General features: G+C 62.5%; 10 protein-coding genes. All 10 read right to left on the bottom strand.

What is annotated here, in order from left to right; genetic code table 11:
- Positions 1 to 169: 169 nt before the first annotated feature.
- The gene (locus HMPREF2874_RS04665) at positions 170 to 1,030 is read right to left on the bottom strand and encodes a ParA family protein (RefSeq protein WP_070649102.1); all 861 of its coding nucleotides are present in this window, start codon (positions 1,028 to 1,030) and stop codon (positions 170 to 172) included.
- Positions 1,031 to 1,123: 93 nt separating this feature from the next.
- Positions 1,124 to 2,296, bottom strand: a complete 1,173-nt coding sequence (locus HMPREF2874_RS04670; RefSeq protein WP_070649103.1) for a site-specific tyrosine recombinase XerD — start codon at positions 2,294 to 2,296, stop codon at positions 1,124 to 1,126.
- Positions 2,297 to 2,392: 96 nt separating this feature from the next.
- Positions 2,393 to 3,061, bottom strand: coding sequence for an NUDIX domain-containing protein (locus HMPREF2874_RS04675; RefSeq protein WP_070649104.1), 669 nt, complete (start codon positions 3,059 to 3,061; stop codon positions 2,393 to 2,395).
- A 144-nt stretch (positions 3,062 to 3,205) separates the two neighbouring features.
- Complete coding sequence (locus HMPREF2874_RS04680) at positions 3,206 to 4,900, bottom strand: CTP synthase (protein ID WP_049343492.1); 1,695 nt, start codon at positions 4,898 to 4,900, stop codon at positions 3,206 to 3,208.
- Between the two features lie 252 nt (positions 4,901 to 5,152).
- Positions 5,153 to 6,874, bottom strand: a complete 1,722-nt coding sequence (gene recN, locus HMPREF2874_RS04685; RefSeq protein ID WP_070649105.1) for a DNA repair protein RecN — start codon at positions 6,872 to 6,874, stop codon at positions 5,153 to 5,155.
- A 101-nt stretch (positions 6,875 to 6,975) separates the two neighbouring features.
- Positions 6,976 to 7,992, bottom strand: a complete 1,017-nt coding sequence (locus HMPREF2874_RS04690) for an NAD kinase (protein ID WP_371440543.1) — start codon at positions 7,990 to 7,992, stop codon at positions 6,976 to 6,978.
- 227 nt (positions 7,993 to 8,219) lie between these two features.
- A complete protein-coding gene (locus HMPREF2874_RS04695) occupies positions 8,220 to 8,972 on the bottom strand; it encodes a TlyA family RNA methyltransferase (protein ID WP_070649106.1) in 753 nt (250 codons plus the stop codon).
- 72 nt (positions 8,973 to 9,044) lie between these two features.
- Positions 9,045 to 9,200 (bottom strand): GTPase, encoded by a 156-nt coding sequence (locus HMPREF2874_RS04700; RefSeq protein ID WP_246823776.1) that lies wholly within the window; start codon positions 9,198 to 9,200, stop codon positions 9,045 to 9,047.
- Between the two features lie 13 nt (positions 9,201 to 9,213).
- Positions 9,214 to 10,251 carry an HAD-IIA family hydrolase gene (locus HMPREF2874_RS04705; RefSeq protein ID WP_070649108.1) on the bottom strand — a complete coding sequence of 346 codons (1,038 nt, stop codon included), beginning with the start codon at positions 10,249 to 10,251 and terminating at the stop codon, positions 9,214 to 9,216.
- A gap of 182 nt (positions 10,252 to 10,433) precedes the next feature.
- Positions 10,434 to 11,552 carry a tetratricopeptide repeat protein gene (locus HMPREF2874_RS04710; RefSeq protein WP_070649109.1) on the bottom strand — a complete coding sequence of 373 codons (1,119 nt, stop codon included), beginning with the start codon at positions 11,550 to 11,552 and terminating at the stop codon, positions 10,434 to 10,436.
- Positions 11,553 to 11,937 lie beyond the last annotated feature (385 nt).

An 11,937-nucleotide genomic window follows, 5' to 3' on the forward strand; every position in this document is an offset into this window, starting at 1 on the left:
GCTCGCGTTCTCGGCGATTTCTCGGCGTTTTCTCGGTGGCATCTTCGGTCGTCAATCGGCGAAGTAGCCGGTGCGGGCGGGAATGAATCCCCATAATTATACGCCCCCTATCGGCGCGGCTCAAGGGGTCGTGCAAGCCGCATCGGTAGGGGGCGCGTCGAGGGAAGGGCTAGCGTGCGCCGCCCTTGTAGATCAGTTCGCGTGCCACCTGGCGGTACGCCTCTGCGCCGGGGTGGCTGGAGGCGTAGCTGAGAATCGGCTCAGCAGACACCGATGCGTCCGGGAACTTCACGGTACGCTTGATGACAGTGTCGAACACCTTGTCGCCGAAAGCGTCCACGATGCGCGCCAGAACTTCCTTGGAGTGGATAGTGCGCGCATCGAACATGGTAGCCAGCACGCCAACAATCTCGAGGTTCGGGTTCAGGCGGTCCTGCACCTTCTCGATGGAATCCACGAGCAGGGCCACGGCACGCAGGGCAAAGAACTCACAAATCAGCGGAATAATCACGCCGTCGGAGGCGGTCAGCGCGTTGACGGTCAGCAGGCCCAGGGAGGGCTGGCAGTCGATGAGGATAACGTCGTACTCATCGCGCACCTTGCGCAGTGCCGAAGCGAGAACCTGCTCGCGAGCCACCTCGTTGACCAGCTGCACCTCGGCTGCGGAAAGGTCGATGTTCGCGGGCAGCAGGTCGATGTTCTCCACGTCGGTGGGCAGGATAACGTCCTTAATGTCGACCTTGCGGTCCATCATGACGTTGTAGACGGTCAGGTCCAGCTCATGCGGGTTCGCGCCGAAACCGGCGGAAAGGGCACCCTGCGGGTCGAAGTCGACCAGCAGCACCTTGCGGCCACATTCTGCCAGTGCCGCACCCAGGTTAATGGTGGAGGTGGTCTTACCCACGCCGCCCTTCTGATTCACCATAGAAATAATGCGGGCGGGACCGTGGCCGCTCAGCGGAGCCGGGTCGGGGTACACGCGCAGGGGTCGACCGGTGGGGCCGAGTTCTTGTGCCTGAGCTTCAGTCAATGGTTCACCTTCATCAATGAATTCGAAGTTTTAAGTTTAAGCGTTGTCTATAAGGTTACCTCAAGAGCGGCTGTTCCGCGGATTGGCGGGGTTTTATCCCCGCTCGTGGGCACGCGGATGCGCCATGCGGTAGACCTCCATGAGCCCCTCGGGCGTGACCTTGGTGTACACCTGCGTGGTCGCGATGGAGGCGTGCCCCAGCAGCTCCTGCACCACGCGAATATCGGCGCCGCCCTGCAGCAGATGGGTTGCGAAGCTGTGCCGCATGGAGTGCGGAGAGAAGTCCGCGCTGAGGCCCGCCGCCTCGGCAGCTTCCTTGAGGATGAGCCACGCACCCTGGCGCCCCAGCCTACCGCCTCGCCCGTTGACGAAGAGCGCGGCGGTGCCTTTGCCGTGGGCCACGAGCGCGGGCCGCCCGCGCACCAGGTAATCCTGAATGGCCTTGTGGGCGTAATTTCCGAGGGGCACGAGGCGTTCTTTGCTCCCCTTGCCGAAGAGCCGCACGTACCCGGGGAGGGTGGTGTCGTTGCCGTCCTCGTCGGTCAGGGTTTCTTCGCTGTGTACGTCGTCGATATCGGCGTTGAGCATTTCGCTCACACGGGCACCGGTGGCGTACAGGAATTCAAGTATGGCGCGGTTTCGCAGGCCGATGGGAGTGTCTCGATCCGGCACGGCGAGGAGGCGCTGCATCTGCTCCACAGTAATAGCTTTGGGTAGGCGCTTGACGTTTTTGGGCGGTGTCACGGTCGCGGCGGGGTCTTTTTCCACCAGAAAGGCAGAGACCCAGAAGGCGTGGGCTCCGCGCACGGCGGCCATGGTGCGGGCAATGGAGTTAGGGCCTAGAGGCAACGGGATGCTTCCCTCGCCGCTCTCCCGCTCCCCCGCCGCGGTACCGCGGCCCCCTTCGGCGGCGATGAGGACGGCCAGGGATTCTGCGGCCTCCTCGGCATCCACGGAGTTCTCTTCCCCCGGCTGCTTTTTAGCTGGAGCGGCCAGGCCGGGTATGGGCACGGTGGGTGCGGCAAGCTCGCGCATAAATGAACGCACCTGCGCGGTCGTAATGCGTTCGGGGTCGATTACCCCGAGGGTGGAGAGGTACGCGGCGTAGCGGCGCAAGTCTCGCGCGTACGAGGCGATGGTGTTCTCGCTGCTACCCCGCTCGACCCGCAGATGCACCAGGTACTGGTCGATGGCCCGCTCCAGGGGGGTCTGTTCGCCGGCCCCCTCAACCGCGGGGGTAGCGCCCTTCAGTGCGGGCTGTGCCATATCTCTTCCCTTCTCACGCGGTCGTTCGGGTTTGTTCGGATGCGCACGGTAGCGCGAAATGCCTCTTCGAGGGATCGGGCGAGAAGATTCCGAACCCTAACGGAAGGTCTGCGGCTTCTGTCGGCGATGCCCCATGTAGGGGTGGAATTCCCAGCCGCCGGCGGCTTCGCGCAAGCCTTCGAAGCCGCGCGCTGAGGCGGCGTAAGTGGCCAGAATCGCCTGGATGGCCAGCGCGTTGTGCACTTTACCGTCCAGAACCAACTGCACCGCATCCTGCAGGGGAACCCAGCGGTAGGTCATCTCCGCCTCTTCTTCGGTGCGGTCGGTACGCTCCTGGCGGGGCAGCTCGCTCAGGTCGCGGGCCAGGTAGACGCGACCCGCCTCGCTGGTTGCGCCGGGGCTGCTGAAGTAGTCGGTCAGGGCGTGCCAGCTGGCGGCTCGCAGGTCGGCTTCTTCGGCGAGCTCGCGCTGTGCGGCGTGGAGGGGGTCCTCACCGTCGATGTCGAGCAGGCCGGCGGGCACCTCCCAGAGGTTCATGCGCACCGGGTGCCGGTACTGGTTGAGCATCAGCAATTCGTTGCGTTCGTTGAGAACCGCTACGGCCACGGCACCGGGCATCTCCACGACGTCGCGGGTGAGTACGGTGTCCTCGTTCAGCTCGTATTCCTCGACCACGGTTTCGATGACGTATCCGCTGTATTTGACGGTCCGGGTGCGAATCGTACGTTCTGAGGGTTCGTCGATAATATGCTGGTTTTCGCTCATATTTCTATTCTAGAGGGTTCGTTTCGGAACTCCCTCGCACTTCTCCCCGTTACTCGGCGCCTCCCCCGATGGATTAAGACGGTTAAACGGCGAGCGCCCCAGCCGCCGAGGGGACGGATGGGGCGCTCAACGCGTTCGGTCGCCTTATGCGCCGCGGCGCTCCAGGGCAGCCTTAATCAGGCCTGCAAAGAGCGGGTGCGGGCGGGTCGGGCGGGAGCGGTACTCGGGGTGTGCCTGAGTTGCCACGTAGTAGGGGTGAACCTCTGCGGGCAGCTCCACGTACTCAACCAGCGAGGAGTCCGGGGAGGTACCGGAGATCACGAGACCAGCCTCTTCGAGCTGCTCGCGGTACTCGTTGTTCACCTCGTAGCGGTGGCGGTGACGCTCTGCAACCTCGGTTGCGCCGTATGCCTTAGCTACCTGAGAGCCGGGCACCAGGTTTGCCTTGTACAGGCCCAGGCGCATGGTGCCGCCCAGGTCGCCGGCACCCTCGACGAACTGCTTCTGCTCTTCGATGGTGGCGATAACGGGTACGGGGGTCTCGGGGTCGAACTCGGTGGAGGACGCCTCGGGCAGACCCAGCACGTTACGCGCGTACTCAATCACCATGGACTGCAGACCCAGGCAGATACCCAGGGTCGGGATCTTGTGCTCGCGTGCGTACTTGAGGGCGCCAATCTTGCCGTCCAGGCCGCGGATGCCGAAGCCGCCGGGCACCAGGATGGCGTCCATGCCGCGCAGCTGGTGGTCTGCGTCCTCGTCGGTTGCGCACAGGTCGGCGGCAACCCACTTGATGTTGACCTTCACGTTGTTTGCGAAGCCGCCGGCGCGCAGAGCCTCGGAGACCGAGAGGTATGCGTCGGGCAGGTCGATGTACTTACCGACCAGGGCCACGTTCACCTCTGCGGCGGGGCGGTGCACTGCGTCGAGCAGGCGGTCCCACTGGGTGAAGTCGGGCTCGGGTGCCTCGATGCCGAAGTAGTCGAGGATGTAGTCGTCGAGCTTCTGGCTGTGCAGGGTCTTGGGGATGTCGTAGATGCTGGGGGCATCGGCGCAGGAGATGACGGCGTCGGTGTCCACGTCGCAGGCGTTACCGATCTTGGAGCGGTGCGATGCGGGAACCTCGCGCTCACAGCGCAGAATCAGGCCGTCAGGCTGAATACCCAGGCCGCGCAGTGCTGCGACGGAGTGCTGGGTAGGCTTGGTCTTCAGCTCGCCGGAGGGGCCGATGTAGGGCACCAGGGAGACGTGCAGGAAGAAGACGTTCTTGCGTCCGACATCGCGGCGTACCTGACGTGCGGCTTCCATGAAGGGCAGGGATTCGATATCGCCAACGGTGCCGCCGATTTCGGTAATGATGATGTCGGGGGCGTTGTCGATTTCCGCTGCGTGACGCATGCGGGACTTGATTTCGTCGGTGATGTGAGGAATCACCTGGACGGTGTCGCCGAGGTATTCGCCGCGGCGCTCCTTCGCGATAACGGAGGAGTAAACCTGACCGGTGGTCACGTTAGCGGACTGGTCGAGGTTCTCATCCAGGAAACGCTCGTAGTGTCCGATGTCCAGGTCGGTTTCTGCACCGTCGTCGGTGACAAAGACTTCACCGTGCTGGAAGGGGTTCATCGTACCGGGGTCGACGTTCAGGTAGGGGTCGAACTTCTGCATGGTCACAGAGAGGCCGCGAGAGCGAAGAAGCTGACCGAGGGAAGAGGCCGACAGGCCCTTACCGAGAGAAGATGCAACACCGCCGGTCACGAAAATCTGGCGGGTTACCTTGTCGTTAGAGGACGCGTTCTGAGCGTTATTTTTTTCATTCACCACGGAATTCAAGCCTACCATTTTCTTGTCTGCTATCCAAGCAGAGAACTACGCCGCGAGATGATTCTCGCAGGCCGGAGCTCTCCCCTCGGGTTCTGTCTCCACTGTAACGTCTGCGGGGGTTTATATTCCCGCAACTCCGTTCATAGATTTTCCTCAAGTACCCCTTGAGTATCTCATACCCTCCGCCCCACGTGCGCCGGGTTTGGTCGTCCGGCACGCCCGTTTTCAGGCGGTGGATTTCGAGGTACATTACTTGCGGTTCGGGGTGTTTCACCCCTGGTTCTGGGACACCTGCCGCCCGGCTTCCAATAGCTCCCGAGCGTGCTCGCGAGCCGACTCGGATTGGTCGTGACCGGAGAGCATACGAGCCAACTCCACCACGCGCTCTTCCTCCGTGAGCACCTGCACTTTAGACAGCGAGGCATCGTCGTTCTTGAGCACCAGGATGTGCTGGTCGGCGAAGGCTGCCACCTGCGGCAGGTGGGTCACCACCAGCACCTGAACGTGCCGGGCGAGCATGGCCAGTCGGCGACCAATCTCGATGGCGGCCTTGCCGCCCACACCCGAGTCGACTTCGTCAAAGATGAAGGTGGGCACGGGATCCACTTCGGCGAGCACCACTTCGAGGGCGAGCATCACGCGGGAGAGCTCACCGCCGGATGCACCCTTGCCGAGCGGGCGGGGCACGGCGGTGCGGTGGGGTGCCAGCATGAAGGTGACGGTGTCGCGGCCGTGTACCGAGAATTTCTCCGCCTCGGCAACTTCCACCACAAGGGAGGCGTTCGGCATAGCCAGGGCGGTCAGCTCCTCGCTCACCGCATCGGCAAGTTTTTGGGCGGCCGCGCGGCGCATGTTTGTCAGCTCTTCTGCCTGTTCCCCCAAGACCTTGCGCAACTGCACGAGTTCCGTTTCGAGAGTTTCCTGGCGCTGCGGGTCGTCAACGAGGGTGTCCAGGCGGGCGCGGGATTCCTCGGCCCATTCAAGCACCTCGGCGATATCCGCCCCGTACTTGCGCATGAGCGTTGCCAGCTGGGCGCGGCGGGTCTGCACCTGCGCCAGACGCTCGGGCCCCTCCACATCCAGGGAAGCCGCATAGGAGGAAAGATCCGAGGCGATATCGGTGGTCAGGATCATGAGCTCGTTGACACGAGCTTCCAGGGCGGCAAGCTCTTCATCGGCAGAGGCCTGTCCCTGCAGGGCGCTACGGGCGGCATCGAGCAGACCCATAACGTTGGCTTCCTCGCCGCTCGAGTATTCGCTACCGCTCAGCGCGGTCAGGGCGGTCGCGGAGGCAATCCGCAGAGCCTCAACGTTCATGAGCTTCACCATTTCGGCCTTGAGCTCGTCCTCTTCACCCGCGCGGGGGTTGACGGCGGCGATCTCCTCGAGCGCCCCCTGCAGGCTCTGCGCCTCTAGTGCGCGAGCGCGAGAGTTCTCCCGAACTTCCTTGAGTTCCGCGGCAGCGGCACGGTAGCGTTCGTAGTTCTCTCGATACTTCTCCAGTAGGGAGGCCAGCTCCTCCCCCGCATACAGGTCGAGGGATTGGCGCTGTTCTGTGGGCGATTTGAGGCGTAGCTGGTCCGACTGGCCGTGCACGGCCACGAGGCTCTGCCCAATCTGGGCGAGAGTGCCGATGGGTGCGGAGCAACCGCCGACGTGGGCACGCGAGCGTCCGGAAGCGTTGACGGTGCGAGCCAGCAACAGCTCCGAGCTCTGTTCGTCAATCTCTTCGGTGGTTCCGCCGGCTTCTTCGGCCAGGGCGAGGGCACGGTGGCCTCGCGGCAGGCGGATGACGGCCTCGGCGAGTGCATTCTTGGCACCGTTGCGCACGCTGGTGGCGTCCGAGCGAGCGCCCAGAAGCATTCCGAGGGCGGTGACAACCATGGTTTTACCCGCACCGGTTTCACCGGTCAGAACGGAGAACCCCGGTTCGAGGGGGAGCCTCGCATCGGTAATGATGCCGAGGTCTCGAATATGAATTTCCTCAATCACGAACGTTCATTCCTTTTCTTTTGACCGTCTCGAACTTTTCTCGCCCCCCTCTGCAGAGGTGACAATTGCCGCCGCGCAGCGAATATTGTAAGTAGCCTCCCCTACTTGGAGGACTGCGTCTCAGCCTCCTGCGGACCGCGCCAGCCGCGGATGGGCAACTCAAATTTGCGCACCAGACGCTCCGAGAAGGGCGCGGGGTGGATACGGGCCAGCAGCACGGGCTTCTCGGATCGACGCACCTCAATACGCGAGCCAGGGTCAAGCTCCACAGTACGGCGACCGTCGCACCACAACACACCGGAGGCACCATTTTCGGGCATGAGCTCTACCGCCAGGGTTGAGGTAGGAGCCGCCACGAGCGGGCGCGCAAAGAGCGCATGGGCCGAGAGCGGAACCATCAGGATCGCTTCAACCTCGGGCCAGACCACCGGGCCACCACCCGAGAAAGCGTAGGCGGTCGAGCCAGTGGGGGTCCCCATGACCACGCCGTCACAGCCGAAGGTACTCAGCGGCCGGCAGTCAACCTCAATGATGACCTCGATCATCTTTTCGCGGTTGCCCTTTTCGACGCTGGCTTCGTTCAGCGCCCAGTCGCTATGCACGCGCTTGCCATCGCTCCAGACTTCAACGTCAATAGCCATGCGTTCTTCGACCGTGTACTCGCTGTTAACGATGTGGCGCACCGTCTCACTCAGATCGCTCTCTTCGGATTCGGCGAGGAAGCCGACGTGTCCCAGGTTTACGCCAATCAGGGGAATGCTGGTTCGGCGCACCATCTCGGCGGCACGCAGAATCGAGCCGTCGCCGCCCAGCACCACGCCAAGCTCAATATCGATAAGGGCCACCGATTCATGCACCACCTGCACGGGAACGGGCTCATCCCAGTTCTCGCTCAGGGTTTCCAGATCGGAGCGAGTCATGACCGGGGTCAGCCCGGCCTTATAGAGCTGGGCACAGGCCTGGCGAGCGGCATCTCGTGCTTCTTTGCGCCCCACGTGCGCAAAGACCAAGATCTTTCGCCCGCGATTGGCCGAACGTTCCGCCGCGTGATGCTCACCCTCCGGCTGCATCTGCGCGAGAGCAGCTCCCTTTTCTGCATGGCTCTTTTGTTCTGCCATAACGACTCTCTCCCGTTCATGGTTGGGGTATTGAGTTGGTGTATCTACACCCATCATACCGAATACGTTCTCGAAAATTTTCTAAAATACTCTATTTTTAGAAAATTATTTCGAATAATCTGCGGAGACCCGTTGCCAAGGCGCCTCGATAGCGCGATAGCCTGAGAAGTCCTCGGCCGTAGCGCTTCACTCACGCTCAACTGGAGTCCTCTCAGACTATCTCAACGCTATTTATTTTCTTTTCGACACCATAGGAAATACTCCACGTTGCCGTCCTGGCCGGGGAGCGGGCTGGGCTCCATGCCCATCACCCGCAGCCCGTGGCTGATGGCGGAGGCTTGTACCTTCTCCACCGCTTCACGGCGGGCGGATTCTTCGTGCACTACTCCCCCGCGCCCGATGCGGTGCTTGCCGACCTCGAACTGCGGTTTGACCATGAGCACCAGATCACCGCCGGTTTCGGTGGTGTTCGCTAGCGCCTCCATGACCAGGGTCAACGAGATGAACGACAGGTCCGAGACCGTCAGCTCAACCTGTCCGCCGATATCTTCGGGCTTCAGGTAACGAACGTTGAGGCCTTCGTACACACCAACTCGGGGATCTTCGCGCAGCGCGTCCACGAGCTGTCCGTGCCCCACATCCACGGCCGCCACATGCCGGGCCCCTCGACGAAGTAGCACGTCGGTAAAGCCTCCGGTGGATGCGCCCGCATCCAGGCAACGCTTACCTTCCACCTCGATATCGGGGAACGCGTCGAGGGCACCCGCGAGCTTGTGGCCTGCGCGGCTGACGTATTCGGTCAGCTCGCTCTGACGCACGTAGAGGGTATCCTCCGGTCCCACGAGCATGGATGCTTTGCGCGCGGCCTTGCCGTTGACCTGTACGTCTCCAGCGGCAATGAGTTTTGCGGCGAGGGTTCGGGAGCTCACGAATCCGGCTTCGACCAGGTACTTATCGAGGCGCGCGGTGTCCTTGCCCATATCTTCTTTCTGTCGTCGTGTAGTGCCGTGAACCCTCAGGACATTACCGCCTGAGGGTTCACCTCCGCGAGGCTAGGAGAGGTTCTCGAGATCCTTTTCCAGATGCTCGCTCATCGTTTCGAGACGCTTGACGCGTTCTACCGGGTCCATGGCGAGGGTCGCCGCCAATTGCCGCTCAAATTCGGTATCCGCGATAGAACGGTCGTTCTCGGTGGTCTCTGCGTTCATAGTTTCGTTCTGTTTAGGCACCGGGAAGACCCTCGATGACGGGTACGGCGGCCTGCTCGGGGTTGGCTGCCCACCAGGCGGCGTAGGCGACGCGCCAGGCCTCTGCTTCGCTCTCGCTTCCGGCGAAGGTGCCCTCGTCGAGGTTCTCGGGGCCTGTGAGAATCAGGTTCTCGCCTCGCACCCGTGCCTGCCAGGTAGGGCCGGTTGCAATCACCTCGTAGCCTTCGAAGAGCACCTCAATCTCGGGGTAGGGTGCGAAGAAGTCGTCCAGGGTACGCAGCACGTAGGTCGGACGCTGTTCGGGTACGGCTTCGATGACGTCGCGGTAGGTCTGCACGCCGGTGAGCACGAGCGCGCCGTCCATCTGCGCGTTATTAGCGCCGAGAATATCGGTATCCAGACGGTCACCCACAATGACGGGACGCTCGGAGTTCAGTGCCTGTGCTGCGGTATGGAAGATGGGGGCTTCGGGCTTGCCCGCAACGAGCGGGGCACGGCGCGAAGCGGTTGCCACGGCTGCGACGAGGGTGCCGTTGCCGGGGGCCTGGCCGCGTTCCTTGGGGATGGTCTGGTCGGTGTTAGTGGCGATCCACAGCACTTCAGGGTTAGCGAGGGTGTAGGCGGCTTCCGCGAGATCCTCCCATCCCATCTTCGGGTCAAAGCCCTGAATGAGGGCTACTGGCCCCTCGGCCTCGGTGCGTACGGGTTCCAGGCCTGCGTCGCGCACACAGTCGGCGAGGGCCTCGGTACCGGTAATCAGCACTTTGGAGCCCGCGGGAATCTTTTGCGCGAGAAGCTTTGCGCCGGCCTGCGCGGAGCTGACGACTCGTTCTGCCCGGGTGTGCACTCCAAGGTCGCGCAGGTGTTCTGCGACGGATTCTACCGAACGGGAAGCATTGTTAGTCACGAAGATGACCGGTACGTTGAGCTCTTCCTCCGCACGGTTGAGGGCTTCGGGAGCTCCCTCGATGGCGAAGGGGCCAGCGTAGACAACGCCGTCCAGGTCTGAGAGGAGCGCGTCGTATCGGGCAAGGAGTGCGGTCGTGGTCATAGGAACCTCTTCCGGGGTCTGAGCGGCTAGTATTTCCTCTATCGTACCCGCTCCGCACTACAGGGGCCTATCGTTCGTCACGGGCAGTTCCTATTCGGACGGGCAACCTCTCCGTTATAGCGCGAACCGCCGGAGGCGAGCTCTCGGGGAGCCGCATCCGGCGGTTCGGTATGTACAGGCTATTACTCTGCGTCAGCCTCGGCCTTTTCCTCGGTTTCAGAGTCTTCAGGTGCTTCCGCGGCGGAGTCCTCGGAAGTATTCTCTTCGGAGCCGGTTGCTTCTGCTTTCTCGGAGGCTTCCTTATCTGCAGCCTTGACCGGGCGTTCTGCGGGCTTCTCTTCCTTCTCGAAGAGGTCTGCCTCGCCAAAAATGTCGAAGATTTCGGGCTCCGCGAAGTTGCCCTGGCCCAGCGCTGCCTCAGCCACGACAGACAGGCGTGCCCAACGCTCGGCTTCCTGATCGCGGCCAGCGTTGGCGAGAGCATCGGCGTAGGCGCTAAAGAGACGCGGGCTGTATTCGAAGGCGCGCTTCGGGTTCAGCTGGGGAATCTGAAGGGCTACCACGGCCTGGCTCTTCTTGCCCTGATCGGTCAGGATGCCGGACTCGACGATAGCCAGTTCCACACGCACCTCGGCGGGCAACTCTTCACGCTTGAATTCGGCAATCATTTCCTGTGCCTTGGGCAGTCGTCCCAGTGCACGTTCGCAGTCCACCAGCAGCGCAAGGTGGTCCACGGAACCGCTGATGCGACGGTGAGTACGCAGCTCACGCAGGGCCAGTTCGTAGTCCTCTGCCACGTAGGCAGCGATACCCACGGCTTCACGTACGGCGGCGATACGACCGGCGCTACGGGAGGCGGCAACGGCGTGTGCCAGCGCGAATTCGGGGTCGATGTCAAGGTAACGACCCGCCATCACCAGGTGCTTGGCAACGGTCTCAGCGTTACGAGGTTCCAGGGCACGCAGCTGACGGTAGGTTGCGCCGTCCAGTTCGCGACCGGTCACATCGCTGTCAATCTCGGGTGCTTTGGGCTTAGCGGGACGGTAGCCTGCACGGCCACCGATGCTACGTACCTCTTCACGGGGTGCGTCACCCTCGGGTCCGTTGGAGCGGGGTGCCTTCGAACGCGAGTCAGAGCGGCGACCGTCGAACTTCTTACCTCCGCAATCGTTACGCTTGAAACCGCCCTTACCGCCGAAGTTCTTGCCGCCCTTCTTGGAGCGGAAATCCTTGCCGCCGTTGTTCTTGCGGTGCTGACGGGGGCCGGAGCCGTTAGACTCGTGGCGGGGGGTCTCAGACATGAATCTCCTTGGGAGGTATCCGCTCGTGGCGGGTCGTGGATGCAGTCGGTCCGGACGGTCCGCTGCCTGAGGCATCAACTCTATGGAGGGGCGCTTTGCCCGTCTTTAATGCCCAATATAAGCCATACCATTCTAGTATAGAGGGCGGCTTTCGTGCACCTGTAGCGATGCGGATCCACGGTCTCTCTAGGCGTTTGAGTGACCTCGACCGTGGACGTTAGGGAGGAGAAGCGCCTCTCCCCTATTATTCTCTGCCCGGAGTTTCTTCCACCGGGCGCGCTGCCCATCAAGCAGAATAGTTTGTTAAACAAAAATAGCCCCGGCGGAGCCGGGGCTATTGAATAATAAAGCGGCGACGACCTACTCTCCCACACCCACAAAAGTG

It is taken from the genome of Rothia sp. HMSC068F09 (assembly GCF_001812775.1).
Lineage (GTDB): Bacteria > Actinomycetota > Actinomycetes > Actinomycetales > Micrococcaceae > Rothia > Rothia mucilaginosa_A.

What these genes read in the sequence shown, in the direction of transcription:
- HMPREF2874_RS04705 (WP_070649108.1), bottom strand. Translation starts at nt 10,251, where the DNA reads ATGACCACGACCGCACTCCTTGCCCGATACGACGCGCTCCTCTCAGAC.
- HMPREF2874_RS04670 (WP_070649103.1), bottom strand. Translation starts at nt 2,296, where the DNA reads ATGGCACAGCCCGCACTGAAGGGCGCTACCCCCGCGGTTGAGGGGGCC.
- HMPREF2874_RS04675 (WP_070649104.1), bottom strand. Translation starts at nt 3,061, where the DNA reads ATGAGCGAAAACCAGCATATTATCGACGAACCCTCAGAACGTACGATT.
- HMPREF2874_RS04700 (WP_246823776.1), bottom strand. Translation starts at nt 9,200, where the DNA reads ATGAACGCAGAGACCACCGAGAACGACCGTTCTATCGCGGATACCGAA.
- HMPREF2874_RS04710 (WP_070649109.1), bottom strand. Translation starts at nt 11,552, where the DNA reads ATGTCTGAGACCCCCCGCCACGAGTCTAACGGCTCCGGCCCCCGTCAG.
- HMPREF2874_RS04695 (WP_070649106.1), bottom strand. Translation starts at nt 8,972, where the DNA reads ATGGGCAAGGACACCGCGCGCCTCGATAAGTACCTGGTCGAAGCCGGA.
- HMPREF2874_RS04690 (WP_371440543.1), bottom strand. Translation starts at nt 7,992, where the DNA reads ATGGCAGAACAAAAGAGCCATGCAGAAAAGGGAGCTGCTCTCGCGCAG.
- HMPREF2874_RS04680 (WP_049343492.1), bottom strand. Translation starts at nt 4,900, where the DNA reads ATGGTAGGCTTGAATTCCGTGGTGAATGAAAAAAATAACGCTCAGAAC.